Source organism: Pseudomonas sp. NDM (genome assembly GCF_003105095.1).
GTDB lineage: Bacteria > Pseudomonadota > Gammaproteobacteria > Pseudomonadales > Pseudomonadaceae > Aquipseudomonas > Aquipseudomonas moraviensis_A.
The window spans coordinates 1-16,312 of the sequence record NZ_QETJ01000053.1; the positions used below are offsets into that span (position 1 = coordinate 1).

A 16,312-nucleotide genomic window follows, 5' to 3' on the forward strand; every position below is an offset into this window, starting at 1 on the left:
AGGCTCGCTCCCACTATTGGAATGCATTCATCCGTGGGAGCGAGCCTGCTCGCGAAAAGCAGCGCTGCGGTTCAGCCGGCTTTCGATTCATCCTTGCCTTGCACACTGGCGAAGTCTTCTTCGCGCAGCGAAGGCAGATCTTTCGCACAGTAATTGCTGCCCAGATCCTTCAGCGCGCCGCACATGCCTTCCAGACGCCCGTCCACCGCCTGCAGATGGTCGAGCAACTGGCCGATGGCGCGGGCCACCGGGTCGGGCATGTCTTCGCTGACACCATAGGCATCAAAGCCGATCTTTTCTGCCATCGCCTTGCGCTTGGCGTCCTGCTCTTCGTCGTTCTTGACGATGATCCGCCCCGGAATCCCCACCACCGTGGCGCCCGGCGGCACTTCTTTGGTGACCACGGCATTCGAGCCGACTTTGGCGCCGGCACCCACCGTGAACGGACCGAGCACTTTGGCTCCCGCACCGACCACCACGCCATCACCCAGCGTCGGGTGGCGCTTGCCTTTGTTCCAACTGGTGCCGCCGAGGGTCACACCTTGATAGATGGTCACGTCGTCGCCGATTTCGGCGGTTTCACCAATGACGATGCCCATGCCGTGGTCGATGAAGAAACGCCGACCAACCTTGGCGCCCGGATGAATTTCGATTCCGGTCAGCCAGCGACCGAAGTTCGACACCAGCCGCGCCAGCCATTTCAGCTCGTTGCGCCAGAGCATGCCGGCCAGACGATGAATCCAGATCGCATGCATGCCGGGGTAGCAGGTCAGGACTTCAAAAGCGTTACGTGCCGCCGGGTCTCGATGGAATACGCTCTGGATATCTTCACGCAAACGCTCAAACATCATTCAATCCTTCCGCTTTAGAAGCTCGCCACGGGCCGCTTTCTGGGTTTCCGTGAGGATGCCACGCAAAATATTCATTTCCGCCCGGCTGACCGAGCTGCGTCCGTACAACCGGCGCAGGCGCGCCATCAAGTGCCGTGGCTTTTCCGGGTCAAGGAATTCGATGGCGACCAGCGTCTGCTCCAGGTGCTCATAGAATCGCTCCAGCTCATCCATGGTCGCCAGCTCGGCGCTCTTCACCGAGGCCACTTCTTCTTTCTCGACCTTGGTCGGCTGACCCTGTGCGGCCAGCCAGGCCATGCGCACTTCATAACTCAACACCTGCACCGCCGCCCCGAGGTTCAGCGAACTGAACGTCGGGTCGGAAGGGATGTGCACGTGAAAGTGACATCGCTGCAGCTCTTCATTGGTCAGGCCGGAATCTTCGCGACCGAACACCAGAGCGATCTCGGCGCCCTGCCCGGCTTCCTCGACCACTTTGTTCCCGCATTCGCGCGGATCCAGCAGCGGCCAGGGAATACGGCGGTCCCGAGCGCTGGTGCCGAGCACCAGATTGCAGCCAACCAAGGCGTCTTCCAGAGTGGCGACGACTTGTGCGTTTTCAAGGATGTCACCGGCACCGGAGGCGCGGGCGTCGGCCTCGTGATGCGGGAAGACCCGCGGCTCGACCAGCACCAGTCGCGACAGACCCATGTTTTTCATGGCGCGCGCGGCCCCGCCGATGTTGCCGGGGTGGCTGGTGTTGACCAGGACGACACGAATGTTCTGCAGCAAGGGAGGCGCTCTCGGACACAGGAAAGGGGGGCAAATCTTACAGAACAGCCTACCGTTAAGCTATGAAAGCGAACAGCGTCCTTCACCTGAAGAAAAGTTCTGATAGAATGCGCGGCTTTCTTTAACAACCTTAGGTGACACATCCATGCAGCCCATGCTGAATATCGCGCTGCGCGCCGCCCGCAGCGCCAGTGAACTGATCTTCCGCTCCATCGAGCGCCTGGATACCATCAAGGTCGACGAAAAAGACGCCAAGGATTACGTATCCGAGGTCGATCGCGCCGCTGAACAGAAAATCATCGACGCCCTGCGCAAGGCTTACCCGAACCACTCGATCCAGGGTGAAGAAACCGGCCTGCACGCCGGCACCGGCATCGAAGGCGAAGAGTACCTGTGGATCATCGATCCGCTGGACGGCACCACCAACTTCCTGCGTGGCATTCCGCACTTTGCAGTGAGCATTGCCTGCAAATATCGTGGCCGCCTGGAACACGCAGTGGTGCTGGACCCGGTCCGCCAGGAAGAATTCACCGCCAGCCGTGGCCGCGGCGCCCAACTGAACGGTCGTCGTCTGCGCGTCAGCGGTCGCACCAGCCTCGACGGCGCCCTGCTCGGCACTGGCTTCCCGTTCCGTGACGATCAGATGGACAACCTCGACAACTACCTGGGCATGTTCCGCGCCCTGGTTGGCCAGACTGCCGGCATCCGCCGCGCCGGCTCGGCGAGCCTGGACCTGGCCTACGTGGCTGCCGGTCGTTTCGACGCGTTCTGGGAGTCGGGCCTGTCCGAGTGGGACATGGCTGCAGGCGCCCTGCTGATCCAGGAAGCTGGCGGTCTGGTGAGCGATTTCACCGGTGGTCACGACTTCCTCGAGAAAGGCCACATCGTTGCCGGCAACACCAAATGCTTCAAGGCAGTACTGACGGCGATCCAGCCGCACCTGCCGGCTTCGCTGAAGCGCTAAGCTTTCCGCGAAACGAAAAAAACACCCTTCGGGGTGTTTTTTTATGCCTGCAATTTGCCTCCCTGACACACCACAAACCATGTAGGAGTGAGCCTGCTCGCGATAGCGTCGTATCAGTCACCCCCCGCTTTGAATGATGAATCACTATCGCGAGCAGGCTCACTCCTACAAGGGAATGCAGTGCAGCCAAAAAACGCGGGCACAAAAAAAGCACCCCGCAGGGTGCTTCTTTCAAAACGCTGAAACCTTACTGACCCGGCTCATTCTGCGACAGGATCAGCTTGCCTTCCTTGTCGACCGGAATCTGGTTGCCCGGATCACGATCCATCCGCACTTTGCCTTCCTTGCCATCGAGCGAGTAACGCACGTCGTAGCCGACGACCTTGTCGCTGATGTCATTGACCGTGTTGCAGCGGGTTTGCGTGGTGGTGTAGGTATCGCGGTTCTGCATACCTTCCTGCACCTTGTTACCGGCATAACCGCCGCCGACTGCACCGGCCACGGTGGCAATCTTCTTGCCGTTACCGCCGCCCACCTGATTACCCAACAAACCACCGGCTACGGCACCGATCGCCGTGCCGAGAATCTGGTGTTGATCCTTGACCGGCGCCTGCCGGGTCACGGTTACATCCTTGCATACTTCACGTGGCGTCTTGATCTGTGTCTTGACCGGCTCAACGGCTAATACTTGCGCATACTCAGGGCCGCTTTTAACCAGGCTGTAGGTGGCAACAGCACCCCCGGCTGTGACACCGACAGCACCCAATACCGCACCAACCAGCAACGACTTGTTCACATGAACCTCCTGACCATCACATGCGGGACGCGCCCGCGCTTCTCCCAGCCTTGGAGCACAAAAAAAGGCGCGAGTTCAACTCGCGCCTTTTGTCGACTGACAGCCGGGAAATCGCTGGCCGTTATGGACGGTCGTCGACTTCCTTCTCGGTGTTGGCCGGAGGAATCAGATCCTCGGTGGTCAGGTTCAGCCAGATCAGCACCACGTTGGCGATGTAGATCGACGAGTAGGTACCCGCCAATACACCGATGAACAGCGCGATGGAAAAGCCGAACAGGTTGTCGCCGCCGAAGAACAGCAGCGCCGCGATCGCCAGCAGCGTGGAGATCGACGTCGCCATGGTGCGCAGCAGGGTCTGGGTGGTCGAGATGTTGATGTTCTCGATCAGCGTCGCCTTGCGCAGCACGCGGAAGTTCTCACGGACCCGGTCGAAAACCACGATGGTGTCGTTCAGCGAATAACCGATGATCGCCAGCACCGCCGCCAGCACCGTCAGATCGAAGGTGATCTGGAAGTACGAGAGGATACCCACGGTCACGATCACGTCGTGGATCAGCGAGACAATCGCGCCGACCGCGAACTTCCACTGAAAGCGGAACGCCAGGTAGATCAGGATCCCGCCGAGCGCCAGCAGCATGCCGAGGCCGCCCTGGTCGCGCAGCTCTTCACCGACCTGCGGGCCGACGAACTCGACACGCTTGACCGTCGCCGGGTTATCGCCGCCGATCTTCTGCAGCGCTTCGGCAACCTGATGGCCCAGTTGCGGGTCTTCACCCGGCATGCGCACCAGCAGGTCAGTCGTGGCGCCGAAATTCTGCACCACGGCTTCGTGATAACCGGAGGTCGCCAACTGCTCGCGCACCTTGGTGACGTCGGCCGGACGCTCGTAGGTCAGCTCGATGAGCGTACCGCCGGTGAAGTCCAGACCCCAGTTCATGCCTTTGTGGAACACGCTGAACAGGGCAATGACCGTGAGCAGCACTGTGACGCCGAACGCTACGTTGCGAACGCCCATGAAGTTGATTGTACGTAACATGGCAGCCCCTTAAATCCACAACTTCTTGAAGTCACGTCCGCCAAAGATCAGGTTGACCATTGCGCGGGTCACCATGATGGCCGTGAACATCGAGGTAAAGATCCCGAGGGACATGGTCACTGCGAAACCCTTCACCGGGCCGGTGCCCATGGCGAAGAGAATGCCGCCGACCAGCAAGGTGGTCAGGTTGGCGTCGAGAATCGCAGTGAATGCCCGGCCGAAGCCTTCGTTGATTGCCCGCTGCACCGTCATGCCAGCGGCGATCTCTTCACGAATCCGCGAGAAGATCAGTACGTTGGCGTCGACCGCCATACCCATGGTCAAAACGATACCGGCGATACCCGGCAGGGTCAGCGTGGCACCCAGCAGCGACATCAACGCCAGCAGCAGCACCATGTTCACCGCCAGCGCGACGGTGGCGATGACGCCGAAGAAGCGGTAGATGGCGATGATGAACAGCGACACGAACAGCATGCCCCACAGCGACGCATCGATACCTTTGGTGATGTTGTCAGCCCCCAGGCTCGGACCGATTGTGCGCTCTTCGGCGAAGTACATCGGGGCAGCCAGACCACCGGCACGCAGGAGCAGCGCCAGTTCGGACGACTCGCCCTGACCGTTCAGGCCAGTGATGCGGAACTGCGCACCCAGCGGCGACTGGATGGTCGCCAGGCTGATGATCTTCTTCTCTTCCTTGAACGTCTGCACCGCGACGTCTTTCTCGACGCCATCCACCACTTGCTTGGTGTAAGTGGTGACAGGACGCTGCTCGATGAAGATCACCGCCATGCTGCGACCGACGTTGGAACGGGTCGCGCGGCTCATCAGCTCGCCGCCGTGACCATCCAGACGGATGTTCACTTCAGGCGTGCCGTGCTCGCCGAAACCGGCCTTGGCGTCGGTGACCTGGTCACCGGTGATGATCAGACCACGCTCGATCTGCGCTGGTGGACGGTTGCCTTCACGGAACTCGAACGATTCGGAAGTGGCTTTCGACGCACCCGGCTCAGCGGCCAGACGGAACTCGAGGTTGGCCGTCTTGCCGAGAATTCGCTTGGCTTCGGCAGTGTCCTGCACGCCCGGCAGCTCAACCACGATGCGGTTGGCGCCCTGACGCTGCACGATCGGTTCGGCAACACCCAGCTCGTTGACGCGGTTACGTACCGTGGTCAGGTTCTGCTTGATGGAGTATTCACGGATTTCCGCCAGCTTGGCCGGGGTCATCGCCAGACGCAGCACCGGTTGACCGTTGAGGTCGGCCGGAACAATGTCGAAATCGTTGAAGTTCTTTCGGATCAGCGCACGGGCCTGTTCGCGGGAATCTTCATCGCTGAAGCCCAACTGAATGGCACCGCCCAGTTGCGGCAGACTGCGATAGCGCAGCTTCTCTTTGCGCAGCAGGCTCTTGACGTCGCCTTCGTAGACTTTCAGGCGCGCATCGAGGGCTTTGTCCATGTCCACTTCGAGCAGGAAGTGCACACCACCGGACAAGTCCAGACCCAGCTTCATCGGGTGCGCACCGAGGTTGCGCAGCCATTGCGGGGTGGTCTGTGCCAGGTTCAGCGCGACGACGTAGTCATCACCCAGTGCCTTGCGTACAACGTCTTTGGCCGGCAGCTGATCTTCAGCCTTGCTCAGACGGATCAGACCGCCCTTGCCACCTGCGGTCAGAGTGGCCGCCTTGACGTTGATGCCGGACTCTTTCAGCGCTGTGCTGACGCGAGCCAGATCGGCGTCATTGACCTGCAGAGCCGTGCTGGCGCCGCTGATCTGAATGGCCGGGTCATCGGGGTAAAGATTGGGAGCGGAATAAATCAGACCGATCGCCAGCACCGCCAGGATCAGAATGTATTTCCACAGAGGGTATTTGTTCAGCATCACGCCGCCCGTTATGAACGCGGGGCGCCTTGCGCGCCCCGTCGATTGAGTAGAAGTTGTTGCTCTTAGATCGCTTTCAGCGTGCCTTTTGGCAGCGTGGCGGCGATAGCGCCTTTCTGGAACTTCATTTCCACGGTGTCGGAGACTTCCAGGACGACGAAGTCATCGGCAACTTTGGTGATCTTGCCGGCGATGCCGCCAGTGGTCACGACTTCGTCACCCTTTTGCAGGCTGCTCAGCAGGTTCTTCTGCTCTTTGGCGCGCTTGGCCTGTGGACGCCAGATCATCAGGTAGAAGATGACCAGGAAGCCGACCAGGAAAATCCACTCGAAGCCGCCGCCCATTGGGCTTGCAGCAGCCGGTGCAGCTGCGTCAGCCATGGCGTTAGAGATAAAAAAGCTCATTTAGCACTCCAGTTGCAAATGTTGAATCTTGGGGTCAGAAAACTCAGTCCAAAGGCGGGACGGGAAGTCCGCGTTTGGCGTAGAAGGCATCGACAAAGGCGGCCAATGTACCCTGTTGAATAGCCTCGCGCAAACCAGCCATCAGCACCTGATAATGGCGCAAGTTATGGATGGTATTGAGCATGCTGCCGAGCATTTCGCCGCACTTGTCCAGGTGATGCAGATAAGCGCGCGAGAAGTTCTGGCAGGTGTAGCAATCGCAGGTCGGATCCAGCGGCGATTCATCATGGCGATGGAACGCGTTACGGATCTTCAGCACACCGGTATCGATGAACAGATGCCCATTGCGGGCATTACGGGTTGGCATCACGCAATCGAACATGTCCACACCGCGGCGCACACCCTCAACCAGATCTTCCGGTTTGCCAACGCCCATAAGGTAACGAGGTTTGTCAGCGGGCATCTGACCCGGCAGATAATCCAGCACCTTGATCATTTCGTGCTTCGGTTCGCCCACCGACAGACCGCCGATGGCGAGGCCGTCGAAGCCGATCTTGTCGAGGCCTTCGAGCGAACGCATGCGCAGGTTTTCATGCATGCCGCCCTGGACGATGCCGAACAGCGCTGCGGTGTTGTCACCGTGAGCATTCTTCGAACGCTGGGCCCAACGCAACGACAACTCCATCGATACGCGCGCGACGTCTTCGTCAGCCGGGTACGGCGTGCATTCGTCGAAGATCATCACGATGTCGGAACCGAGATCGCGCTGCACCTGCATCGACTCTTCCGGGCCCATGAACACTTTGGCGCCATCGACCGGAGAAGCGAAGGTCACGCCCTCCTCCTTGATCTTGCGCATCGCGCCAAGGCTGAACACCTGGAAGCCGCCGGAGTCGGTGAGGATCGGGCCTTTCCACTGCATGAAATCGTGCAGGTCGCCATGTTCCTTGATTACTTGGGTGCCAGGACGCAACCACAGGTGAAAGGTGTTGCCCAGAATGATTTCCGCGCCAGTGGCGACGATGTCGCGCGGCAGCATGCCCTTGACCGTGCCGTAGGTGCCGACCGGCATGAACGCCGGGGTTTCGACGGTGCCACGGGGGAAGGTCAGGCGACCACGGCGAGCCTTGCCATCGGTGGCCAGCAGCTCAAAGGACATTCGACATTCGCGACTCATTCTGTTTCCTCTGGGCCCGACTGTTCAGGGGCAGTTGGAGCGGGATTGCGGGTGATGAACATCGCATCCCCGTAGCTGAAAAAGCGGTAACCGTTTTCAACGGCGGCCTTGTAGGCGGCCATGGTTTCGGGATAACCGGCAAACGCGGAAACCAGCATCAACAACGTGGATTCCGGCAAATGGAAATTGGTCACCAGGGCATCGACCACATGAAACGGCCGGCCTGGGTAGATAAAGATGTCGGTGTCACCACTGAACGGCTTGAGCACACCATCGCGCGCCGCACTTTCCAGCGAACGCACACTGGTGGTGCCGACCGCGATCACCCGACCGCCACGCGCGCGGCATGCCGCCACGGCATCGACCACATCCTGGCCGACTTCCAGCCACTCGCTGTGCATGTGGTGATCTTCGATCTTCTCGACGCGCACCGGCTGAAACGTTCCCGCGCCCACGTGCAAGGTAACGAACGCCGTCTCGACGCCCTTGGCAGCAATCGCCTGCATCAACGGCTCATCGAAATGCAGCCCCGCCGTCGGTGCCGCCACCGCGCCCAGACGCTGGGCATACACGGTCTGATAACGCTCGCGATCCGAGCCTTCATCCGGGCGGTCTATATAAGGAGGCAACGGCATGTGCCCGACGCGGTCGAGCAGCGGCAAGACTTCCTCGGCAAAACCCAGCTCGAACAACGCATCATGACGCGCGAGCATCTCGGCTTCGCCACCACCGTCGATAAGGATCTTCGAACCCGGCTTGGGCGACTTGCTGGAGCGCACATGAGCCAGCACGCGGTGCGCATCGAGCACGCGCTCGACAAGAATTTCCAGCTTGCCGCCGGACGCTTTCTGCCCGAAAAGCCGCGCCGGAATCACCCGGGTATTGTTGAACACCATCAAATCGCCCGGGCGCAAATGCTCAAGCAAATCAGTGAATTGACGGTGTGCCAGGGCGCCGCTCGGCCCATCGAGGGTCAGCAGGCGACTACCGCGACGCTCGGCCAACGGATGGCGGGCGATCAGCGAATCAGGAAGCTCGAAAGTAAAGTCAGCAACGCGCATGATGGGGTTCGTCTAGCAGGGCCGGAAAGTCTAGCGGAAATATCAAAAATTGACCATGAAACGTGATTGACCAACGGTAATCACCTCTCTATACTTCGCCGCCATTGAGCCCTGATGGCGGAATTGGTAGACGCGGCGGATTCAAAATCCGTTTTCGAAAGGAGTGGGAGTTCGAGTCTCCCTCGGGGCACCAACACAGAGAAAAAGGTCTTGCGAAAGCAGGGCCTTTTTTTTCGTCTGGAGGAAAGTGGGGCGTTGATTTTTTGCATGTGTGAGACGCCGAGGATTGCACTCAACAACGGCCTAATCCCCAGACGCTGAAAGAAGCAAGGTGCTGAGCATATGCCCTTGATGACCTTTGCCGGAATCGTTACCAACCGGCAGTAGACGGCAGGCTTACAAGATAGTAGCGTCGCGCCACCACTCTAAGCCATGTAAAGGATTACGTCATGCTTCTCTCTGTCGTTCGGTGTGCTGCATTTGCCAGTTTGCTATCAACGCTCGTCGGGTGCTCCGCGGTAGGCGTGGTAAGCAGTTCGGACCCTCATCAAAAGCTGGCCGATGCCAATGCTTTGGTCGATCAGAATAGACCGTTGCCTGCAGAGCGGCTCATTGTCGAGACGCTGACGATCTGCCAGACCACGGCGGATCAGCTTTGCTTTGCCGATGCGTACCGAAGTTATGGTTTGTTTTTCATGTCGCCTATTTTGGGTGGTCAATGGGCGAACCATTACACCACCAATGGTTTTCTTGATCGCACAGCGACCTACAGTGCTCGCTATGAGAAGGCCAACGAGTACTTCGAAAAGTCACGGGCAATTTACGCACAGGCCGGCAAGTTCGATGTCGTGACCAATATCAATCTCAACCGTGGTTTCGCTTATGAGATGGCGGCGAACAAGCCGTCCGCTTGCAGTGCCTACAACGACAGCCTGGCGGCCAGCCATGAAAATCTACGGCTACAACCGGGAGCCGTGATTCGAGTGCCGGAAAAATACGGCACGTTTGAGAATTACATCGCTTTGCAGAAGAAACGCGTGGGATGCGATAGCCAAGGCTGAGCCCATTAGCGAACAATCTTTCAGACCACCTTCAAGCGCGAGGAGCGGCGGAACACGCGCTCCAGCGCAGTGCCTGCCTGAACTGGTTCCAACGTCGTGAATCAAGGCGCGCTATCAAAATGGATGTCGAGGTTGTGCCAGCCTGTAACGCCAGTTGCCCGATCGCTCGTTCCCCCGAATGCGATCACCGCCCGTATAATCACGCCCGCACAACAGACCTCCGCCGGCATTTTGCATGTTGGTTTGAAGCCCCCTCTACGACAGACATCCCCATGGAAACCTCACTGGAAACCGTCGCCCTCTTCTCCCTCAAACTCGCCTACGAAGAAGAAGGCCTCAGCCCGATCCTGCGCGATGACATGGTCATGGGCGACTACCAAAAAGACGTTTTCGAATTGCTGGTGAAGCGCGGCGATGTCGAGTCCATTCAGTTCAAACTGAACGAATGCCTGAACCTCGCGCTGGATGCGCTTGGCGGGGTCGAGAAGCCGTTGGGGCGGGAGTTGCGCAAGTTGTCGGCGGAGTTGGCTCAGGCGCGATCCGTGGAGCAACTGGGTCAGCCGCTCCTCGCGCTGAAGGGGTATTTGCGCGACATTCTTTGAGTGCCGCGCGGTGGGTTCTTACAGTAGGTAGCTGGAGATGTATTTGGAGATCTCCACCATCGAGGTCTTGCCGGTGAATTCGAATTTCACTTTGCCCAGCGATGAAAAGTAGATCTCCAGTTCCGAATCCAGATCGAAGGTGCCCGAAGTTTCCACGGAGTAGGCGACGATGTTTTTGTAGGGCAGTGAGGTGAAATCCTTTTTGCTGCCGGTGATGCCCTGGACGTTGACGGCGATGATGCGTTTGTTGGTGAAGACCACGCCGTCACGCATGGCTTTGTAGGAATCGATGACTTGTTCGCCTTCCAGTAGTAGTGCGGTGACGCGCTCAGCGTACTCATCGTTCTGTTTGAGTTTGAAGAAGCCTTTGTTGTTGAAGTCGATCATCTGTCCATCCTCTGAGTAAAAAAACTCCCGGTAAAGCTTTGGCTCAGCGACGCGCCCTTAATGCGAAAGTGGCGCGATGCCAGTATTTTGTTATCTTGCGCCCAAATCTTTCGAGAGGCACTGGCGCCTACCCGATCAAAGCGTTTTTCTGGAGTGGATTGCAATGGATGGCTGGCTTTTTGTACTAGCTCTGGTCGTGACGTGGGTATGGGTCGTAGGCGAACGAGGTGATTGGAACCTGGTGACAGCCAACCTCGCCGGGTGTTTCGCTGGCTGGGTTGTCGGTTTGGTAGTGAAAGCGGTGTACGAGGGTTTCGTGGGCGGCACAAGCATGCAATCGTCGCCACACGTTGTGCGATCCCTGCTGATGGTGCTCAGCAGCCTTGGCGCGTTCGCCGGCGTTTGGATTTGGGTGGTGCAACGCAAACGCCCCACGAGCAAGTTGACACGCCATATCATTGGCGCTGCTTTTGGCATTTTTGCTGGTTTCGATACGCTGATGCTGCTCACTCGGTTCATTCCTTTGAGTGCCTGACAGGGCGGACCAACAGGTTTGCTATCGTGCAGCCCTGTTGGAATGATTCGTGTGTCATCTAAAGAATTTCAAGGTTTGAGGAAAAGGATCAAATGGAGTTTCTGTATTTCCTGTTGTTTTTGCTCGTCTGGGGCCTCATGTGGCGCTGGGTAATGAAAAACCGCGGCAGCTGGAATCTGTTCTTTGGCACGTTCGCTGGTGTTCTGGCCGGGTTCATCGTCGCCCTGGTGGTACTGTCGATCACCCTCGCCTTATTCCCTCTGGCGCCGCGCTCCCCTGTCGAACAAACGCAAAGCAACGAGGCTGAAATCTCCTCTTCTTCCCCCGCGCCCGTTACACAAACCGTGTCCAGGTTGATGCCGGTGATCGCCTCCACGCCGGATACTTCCGACAACCTTGTCGACTATGTCGCCAGCGCACCTCAGAACGAGCCCTCTCCGCCCGAGTCCGCGCTGTTGCCGAACTACAGCGAACGCCTGCCCTCTTCGCTGCTCGAAAGGGATTTCAAGGACATCATGGGCAATGACTTTGTCGTGTCGCGCCGGCTGGCGGGCAGCAATGCGAATGCGGACAGATCGCTGATGGCGTTCATGATGTGCGACCCCTTCATCAAGCGCGCCATGCGTTTTGCAGCAGCGACTTCCATCGCAGGTGCCGAGAGCGCCAGCAGCCATCGGTTCAAAGATCAGACTTACAGCATTAACGGCACCCTGACCGCTCGCAACATGTTGGGCGACGATGTCCCCTATGCCTACGATTGTTCAGTTCAGCAAGTGGACGGCAATAATCCTGACAAGGCCGCATGGCGACTGCTCGGCCTGAAGTTGAAAAAGGTCGACTCTTAAGACTCATTTAAGGGATCAAGGTGCCGGCTGCGCTATCATCGCCGGCCTGTGCGCCTTGAGCTTTACCCTGATGTTTTCAACACCCGATGACCCGATCTCGCTGCCTCCTGTACTGGCCGGCCCGCTGCTGCGACGGCTGGAGCCGACGCGCGTGGTGCTGTGGCTGGTGGGCTCGCGTGAACTGTCGCTGACCTTGCGCCTGCAGGGTGTAGGAGATATTCCGCTCGACTCGGAGAAATGCACGGTCATTGCCGTAGGCCGTCATGCCTTTGTGCATCTGATCGACGTTCAACTTGAAAGCGCCCTGCCCTGCGACACGTTTATCGATTACGACCTGCTGATTGATGACGCCATCGGCATGGCTGAATGGGCACCGCATCTGCTTTACGCCGGTGCCACCTGCGCGAACCTCGTCGTGCGTTCACGGATCGACCAATTGCTCCACGGCTCCTGCCGCAAGCCGCATCATCCGGCAACCGATGGTTTGCTCTGCGTCGATCAACTGCTGGCCGACGAAACCGATGCGCAACAACGTCCGGCGCTGCTGATGATGAGCGGTGATCAGGTATATGCCGACGACGTCGCCGGGCCAATGCTGCGGGCGATTCATGCCTTGATCGAGCGTCTCGGTCTGTTCGATGAGCACCTTGACGGTGCCGTGGTCAGCGACAGCGCCAAGCTCTACCAACACCCTGCCAGCTATTACCACCGTGCGGATTTGTTACCGGCGCTGGAGAGCAACGAGACCTTGCGCGAGCGATTTTTCGGTGGCGCGCGTAAGCCGATTTTCACCAGCAGCAGCGCAGACAATCACCTGGTGACGTTTGCCGAAGTCATGGCGATGTACATGCTGGTGTGGTCGCCGACGCCGTGGTCGCTGATCAATCCGAGCGCGCCGACGCTGACGCCGGAACGCCTGAAGCGCTACAACCTTGAGCAGATGCGTATCGATGCGTTCAAGGCTGGCCTTGGCAACGTCGCGCGGGCGCTGGCGCATCTGCCGAGCCTGATGATTTTCGATGATCACGACATCACCGATGACTGGAATCTCTCCGCGCAGTGGGAGGAAACCGCCTACGGCCATCCGTTCTCCAAACGCATCATCGGCAACGCGCTGATCGCCTATATGTTGTGCCAGGGCTGGGGCAACAATCCGGATCCCTTCAAGGGCGTGCTGGAGCAGACCGCGCAACTGAGCGCCAGTGGCGATGACGGCTATCTGGACATGCCGGTGCAGGATGATCTGATTGATCAGTTACTGCGTTTTCAGCAGTGGCATTTCGTGTTGCCGAGCAGTCCTGCCCTGGTGGTGATCGACACGCGCACGCGGCGCTGGCGCAGCGAGATGGCCCTCAAGCAACCGTCGGGCCTGCTCGACTGGGAGGCCTTGAGCGAACTGCAACAGGAACTGCTCGATCACCCTTCGGCAATCATCGTGTCGCCGGCGCCGATCTTCGGCGTGAAGCTGATTGAAACCGTGCAGAAGGTGTTCAGCTGGTGCGGTTATCCACTGCTGGTCGACGCGGAAAACTGGATGGCCCATCGCGGCGCGGCCCAGGTGATCCTGAACATTTTCCGACACTCGCGCACACCCGGGAACTACGTGGTGCTGTCCGGCGATGTGCATTATTCCTTCGTCTATGAAGTCCTGATCCGCCACCGCAAGGCCGGTCCACGGATCTGGCAGATCACCAGCAGCGGCATCAAGAACGAATTCCCTGCAACCCTGCTGGAATGGTTCGACCGCCTCAACCGCTGGCTCTACTCGCCACGCTCGCCGTTGAACTGGTTCACCAAACGCCGGCTGATGCGCATCGTCCCGTATACCCCGGAACATGCCGAGGCCGGGGAACGGCTGTGGAATTCGGCGGGGATTGGACAGGTGTATTTCAATGAACAGGGGCAGCCGAGCAAGATTGTTCAGCACAACTCGAATGGGGCGGTGAAGACGAGGATGCTGGCGCCGGAGTTTGAAGATGCGCCGGATTGAAGCAGTAACCATTTCCTACATCGGCTAGGTCATGGGATGACGAAATAAGGGCTTCGCGACACTGAACAGGACGGAGGAGGATTACAACCTTCTCAGAAACGTCTCGAATATTACTGAGCGATACTGATTGAAGTCGCAGTCAGCCCTGCTGCGACACAACCACTGGTAGGTGTCGCCTTGTCATCCTGTACTCATTTCTGTACGTTCTCTGCAACCAGCGAGGACTTCAATATGCAAACCATCAACTACACCACCGCCCGTGCGCATTTGGCCGAGACGATGGACCGTGTCAATGAAGATCGTGCGCCGCTATTGGTCACTCGGCAGAAAGGTGAACCAGTAGTGATGATGTCTTTGGCCGAATACAACGCATTGGAAGAAACAGCGTATTTGCTTCGCTCCCCCGCCAACGCCGAACGGCTGATGAAATCCATCGGTGAGTTACGCGCCGGCAAAGCCAAAGTCAGGCAATTGATCGAAGAATGAAAATCGAGTTCACGCCCACAGGCTGGGAAGACTATTTGTGGTTTCAGCAAAACGACAAGGCTGGGCTCAAGCGCATCAATCTTCTGATCAAAGCAATCAAGCGCGAACCGTTTGAGGGTGTCGGTAAACCAGAGGCGCTCAAACATAATATGAGCGGCCTCTGGTCACGCCGAGTAACGGCCGAACATCGTCTGGTGTACAGGGTTGAGGACGGCGAAATCTGCGTCATCAGTTGCCGGTATCACTATTGAACCTGAGCTGAATCAGTCATCAGAGCCCGCCCAACCCCTCTGACAATCATCCCCACCTCGCGCTCATCAATCGTCAACGGCGGCAGCAACCTGATGGTCTTGCCACGAGTCACGTTGATCAACAACCCATGATCCCGTGCGGCGATCAGCGTCAGGTCGCGCACCGGTTGTTTCAGCTCGATGCCGATCATCAGGCCCTGCCCACGAATCGCCAGCACGTTCGGGTTGTCTGCCAATTCGGCGCGCAGGCGTTCCAACAACCGTGCACCCTGCACCCGCGCATTCTCCAGCAGGCCTTGTTCTTCGATGATGTCCAGCACCGTGCAGCCGACCCGGCAGGCCAGTGGATTGCCGCCGAAGGTGCTGCCGTGGCTGCCCGGGGTGAACAGGTCGGCCGCGCGGCCGCGGGCCAGGCAGGCGCCAATCGGCACGCCATTGCCGAGGCCTTTGGCCAGGGTCATGACGTCGGGGACGATGCCTTCGTGCTGAAAGGCGAACCACTGCCCGGTGCGGCCGATGCCGGTCTGGATTTCATCGAGCATCAGCAGCCATGCATGGCGATTGCAGAGGTCGCGCAGGGCCTTGAGATAACCCGGCGGTGCGACTTGCACGCCGCTTTCGCCCTGGATCGGCTCGACCAGAATCGCCACGATGCGCGCGCCATGTTTGCGCTGTATTTGCTCCAGCGCCGCGAGATCGCCGAACGGCACTTTGACGAAATCCCCCGGCAATTCGTTGAATCCCAGCCGCACTGCCGGGCCATCGCTGGCGGACAACGTGCCGAGGGTGCGGCCATGAAAAGCATTAGCCATGACCACCACCAGCGGCTGCTCGATACCTTTGCGCCAGCCGTACAAACGTGCCAGTTTCAGTGCCGTCTCGTTCGCTTCGGCCCCGGAATTGTTGAAGAACGCGCGCTCCATCCCCGACAAGGCCGTCAGCCGTTTAGCCAGTTGTTGCTGCCAATCGATGCTGTACAGGTTGGAGGTGTGCAACAGCAATCCCGCTTGCTCGCTGATCGCCGAGACAATGCGCGGATGCGAGTGGCCGACGTTGGTCACTGCCACACCGGCAACGGCGTCCAGGTATTCGCGCCCCGCCTGATCCCACAGGCGCGTGCCCAGGCCTTTGGTGAAACTCAGGGCCAGTGGTTGGTAGGTGTTCATCAGGGCGGCGGTCATGACGTGAAACTCCATTGCAGGTCGGTGTTTTTGCAG

At 58.8% G+C, this 16,312-nt stretch carries 18 protein-coding genes and 1 tRNA gene; 9 read left to right on the plus strand and 10 right to left on the minus strand.

The window, feature by feature from the left end; translation table 11 throughout:
* Window positions 1-71: 71 nt before the first annotated feature.
* Window positions 72-848 (minus strand): serine O-acetyltransferase, encoded by a 777-nt coding sequence (cysE, locus tag DCO47_RS13315; protein ID WP_042608342.1) that lies wholly within the window; start codon window positions 846-848, stop codon window positions 72-74.
* A gap of 3 nt (window positions 849-851) precedes the next feature.
* Window positions 852-1,622, minus strand: a complete 771-nt coding sequence (gene trmJ, locus DCO47_RS13320; RefSeq protein WP_116658251.1) for a tRNA (cytosine(32)/uridine(32)-2'-O)-methyltransferase TrmJ — start codon at window positions 1,620-1,622, stop codon at window positions 852-854.
* 145 nt (window positions 1,623-1,767) lie between these two features.
* Here trmJ and suhB point away from each other — a divergent pair, with 145 nt between their 5' ends.
* The gene (gene suhB / locus DCO47_RS13325) at window positions 1,768-2,586 is read left to right on the plus strand and encodes an inositol-phosphate phosphatase (protein WP_016773320.1); all 819 of its coding nucleotides are present in this window, start codon (window positions 1,768-1,770) and stop codon (window positions 2,584-2,586) included.
* 247 nt (window positions 2,587-2,833) lie between these two features.
* Here the strand turns inward: suhB and DCO47_RS13330 are convergent, their stop codons facing one another.
* The 6 genes from DCO47_RS13330 to queA all read right to left on the minus strand — a co-directional run bounded on the left by DCO47_RS13330 (window position 2,834) and on the right by queA (window position 8,938).
* Window positions 2,834-3,382 (minus strand): glycine zipper 2TM domain-containing protein, encoded by a 549-nt coding sequence (locus tag DCO47_RS13330; RefSeq protein WP_042608344.1) that lies wholly within the window; start codon window positions 3,380-3,382, stop codon window positions 2,834-2,836.
* 121 nt (window positions 3,383-3,503) lie between these two features.
* A complete protein-coding gene (secF, locus tag DCO47_RS13335; protein WP_042608345.1) occupies window positions 3,504-4,418 on the minus strand; it encodes a protein translocase subunit SecF in 915 nt (304 codons plus the stop codon).
* Window positions 4,419-4,427: 9 nt separating this feature from the next.
* Window positions 4,428-6,296, minus strand: coding sequence for a protein translocase subunit SecD (gene secD / locus DCO47_RS13340; protein WP_016773318.1), 1,869 nt, complete (start codon window positions 6,294-6,296; stop codon window positions 4,428-4,430).
* A 65-nt stretch (window positions 6,297-6,361) separates the two neighbouring features.
* A complete protein-coding gene (yajC, locus tag DCO47_RS13345) occupies window positions 6,362-6,700 on the minus strand; it encodes a preprotein translocase subunit YajC (protein WP_016773317.1) in 339 nt (112 codons plus the stop codon).
* Window positions 6,701-6,743: 43 nt separating this feature from the next.
* The gene (tgt, locus tag DCO47_RS13350; protein WP_160768392.1) at window positions 6,744-7,859 is read right to left on the minus strand and encodes a tRNA guanosine(34) transglycosylase Tgt; all 1,116 of its coding nucleotides are present in this window, start codon (window positions 7,857-7,859) and stop codon (window positions 6,744-6,746) included.
* Between the two features lie 14 nt (window positions 7,860-7,873).
* Window positions 7,874-8,938 carry a tRNA preQ1(34) S-adenosylmethionine ribosyltransferase-isomerase QueA gene (gene queA, locus DCO47_RS13355; RefSeq protein WP_042608346.1) on the minus strand — a complete coding sequence of 355 codons (1,065 nt, stop codon included), beginning with the start codon at window positions 8,936-8,938 and terminating at the stop codon, window positions 7,874-7,876.
* Between the two features lie 108 nt (window positions 8,939-9,046).
* On the opposite strand from queA, the gene DCO47_RS13360 reads away from it, so the two are divergent.
* The 3 genes from DCO47_RS13360 to DCO47_RS13370 all read left to right on the plus strand — a co-directional run bounded on the left by DCO47_RS13360 (window position 9,047) and on the right by DCO47_RS13370 (window position 10,601).
* A tRNA-Leu gene (locus DCO47_RS13360) sits at window positions 9,047-9,131 on the plus strand.
* 256 nt (window positions 9,132-9,387) lie between these two features.
* Window positions 9,388-9,999, plus strand: a complete 612-nt coding sequence (locus DCO47_RS13365; RefSeq protein ID WP_116658252.1) for a hypothetical protein — start codon at window positions 9,388-9,390, stop codon at window positions 9,997-9,999.
* Window positions 10,000-10,271: 272 nt separating this feature from the next.
* On the plus strand, window positions 10,272-10,601 hold the full coding sequence (locus DCO47_RS13370; RefSeq protein WP_042608348.1) for a hypothetical protein: 330 nt from the start codon (window positions 10,272-10,274) through the stop codon (window positions 10,599-10,601).
* Between the two features lie 18 nt (window positions 10,602-10,619).
* Here DCO47_RS13370 and DCO47_RS13375 read toward each other — a convergent pair whose 3' ends face one another.
* Window positions 10,620-10,988: a PH domain-containing protein gene (locus tag DCO47_RS13375; RefSeq protein WP_039761415.1), complete on the minus strand. Its 369-nt coding sequence runs from the start codon at window positions 10,986-10,988 to the stop codon at window positions 10,620-10,622.
* Window positions 10,989-11,151: 163 nt separating this feature from the next.
* Here DCO47_RS13375 and DCO47_RS13380 point away from each other — a divergent pair, with 163 nt between their 5' ends.
* The 5 genes from DCO47_RS13380 to DCO47_RS13400 all read left to right on the plus strand — a co-directional run bounded on the left by DCO47_RS13380 (window position 11,152) and on the right by DCO47_RS13400 (window position 15,095).
* Window positions 11,152-11,523 (plus strand): hypothetical protein, encoded by a 372-nt coding sequence (locus DCO47_RS13380; RefSeq protein ID WP_065616631.1) that lies wholly within the window; start codon window positions 11,152-11,154, stop codon window positions 11,521-11,523.
* Window positions 11,524-11,615: 92 nt separating this feature from the next.
* On the plus strand, window positions 11,616-12,368 hold the full coding sequence (locus tag DCO47_RS13385) for a hypothetical protein (RefSeq protein ID WP_064364320.1): 753 nt from the start codon (window positions 11,616-11,618) through the stop codon (window positions 12,366-12,368).
* 70 nt (window positions 12,369-12,438) lie between these two features.
* Entirely contained in the window at window positions 12,439-14,358 is a 1,920-nt protein-coding gene (locus tag DCO47_RS13390) for an alkaline phosphatase D family protein (protein ID WP_116658253.1), read from the plus strand.
* Between the two features lie 231 nt (window positions 14,359-14,589).
* Window positions 14,590-14,844 (plus strand): type II toxin-antitoxin system prevent-host-death family antitoxin, encoded by a 255-nt coding sequence (locus DCO47_RS13395; protein WP_042608352.1) that lies wholly within the window; start codon window positions 14,590-14,592, stop codon window positions 14,842-14,844.
* Window positions 14,841-15,095, plus strand: a complete 255-nt coding sequence (locus DCO47_RS13400; RefSeq protein WP_042608353.1) for a Txe/YoeB family addiction module toxin — start codon at window positions 14,841-14,843, stop codon at window positions 15,093-15,095. The genes DCO47_RS13395 and DCO47_RS13400 overlap by 4 nt, the downstream gene beginning before the upstream one ends.
* On the opposite strand, the gene DCO47_RS13405 is transcribed toward DCO47_RS13400, so the two are convergent.
* The gene (locus DCO47_RS13405) at window positions 15,089-16,276 is read right to left on the minus strand and encodes an aspartate aminotransferase family protein (protein ID WP_042608354.1); all 1,188 of its coding nucleotides are present in this window, start codon (window positions 16,274-16,276) and stop codon (window positions 15,089-15,091) included. The genes DCO47_RS13400 and DCO47_RS13405 overlap by 7 nt on opposite strands.
* Between the last annotated feature and the right edge of the window lie 36 nt (window positions 16,277-16,312).

What these genes read in the sequence shown, in the direction of transcription:
- DCO47_RS13405 (WP_042608354.1), bottom strand. Translation starts at nt 16,276, where the DNA reads ATGACCGCCGCCCTGATGAACACCTACCAACCACTGGCCCTGAGTTTC.
- yajC (WP_016773317.1), bottom strand. Translation starts at nt 6,700, where the DNA reads ATGAGCTTTTTTATCTCTAACGCCATGGCTGACGCAGCTGCACCGGCT.
- DCO47_RS13395 (WP_042608352.1), top strand. Translation starts at nt 14,590, where the DNA reads ATGCAAACCATCAACTACACCACCGCCCGTGCGCATTTGGCCGAGACG.
- tgt (WP_160768392.1), bottom strand. Translation starts at nt 7,859, where the DNA reads ATGTCCTTTGAGCTGCTGGCCACCGATGGCAAGGCTCGCCGTGGTCGC.
- DCO47_RS13400 (WP_042608353.1), top strand. Translation starts at nt 14,841, where the DNA reads ATGAAAATCGAGTTCACGCCCACAGGCTGGGAAGACTATTTGTGGTTT.
- DCO47_RS13370 (WP_042608348.1), top strand. Translation starts at nt 10,272, where the DNA reads ATGGAAACCTCACTGGAAACCGTCGCCCTCTTCTCCCTCAAACTCGCC.
- DCO47_RS13385 (WP_064364320.1), top strand. Translation starts at nt 11,616, where the DNA reads ATGGAGTTTCTGTATTTCCTGTTGTTTTTGCTCGTCTGGGGCCTCATG.
- secF (WP_042608345.1), bottom strand. Translation starts at nt 4,418, where the DNA reads ATGTTACGTACAATCAACTTCATGGGCGTTCGCAACGTAGCGTTCGGC.
- secD (WP_016773318.1), bottom strand. Translation starts at nt 6,296, where the DNA reads ATGCTGAACAAATACCCTCTGTGGAAATACATTCTGATCCTGGCGGTG.
- cysE (WP_042608342.1), bottom strand. Translation starts at nt 848, where the DNA reads ATGTTTGAGCGTTTGCGTGAAGATATCCAGAGCGTATTCCATCGAGAC.
- DCO47_RS13380 (WP_065616631.1), top strand. Translation starts at nt 11,152, where the DNA reads ATGGATGGCTGGCTTTTTGTACTAGCTCTGGTCGTGACGTGGGTATGG.
- queA (WP_042608346.1), bottom strand. Translation starts at nt 8,938, where the DNA reads ATGCGCGTTGCTGACTTTACTTTCGAGCTTCCTGATTCGCTGATCGCC.
- DCO47_RS13375 (WP_039761415.1), bottom strand. Translation starts at nt 10,988, where the DNA reads ATGATCGACTTCAACAACAAAGGCTTCTTCAAACTCAAACAGAACGAT.
- suhB (WP_016773320.1), top strand. Translation starts at nt 1,768, where the DNA reads ATGCAGCCCATGCTGAATATCGCGCTGCGCGCCGCCCGCAGCGCCAGT.
- DCO47_RS13390 (WP_116658253.1), top strand. Translation starts at nt 12,439, where the DNA reads ATGTTTTCAACACCCGATGACCCGATCTCGCTGCCTCCTGTACTGGCC.
- DCO47_RS13365 (WP_116658252.1), top strand. Translation starts at nt 9,388, where the DNA reads ATGCTTCTCTCTGTCGTTCGGTGTGCTGCATTTGCCAGTTTGCTATCA.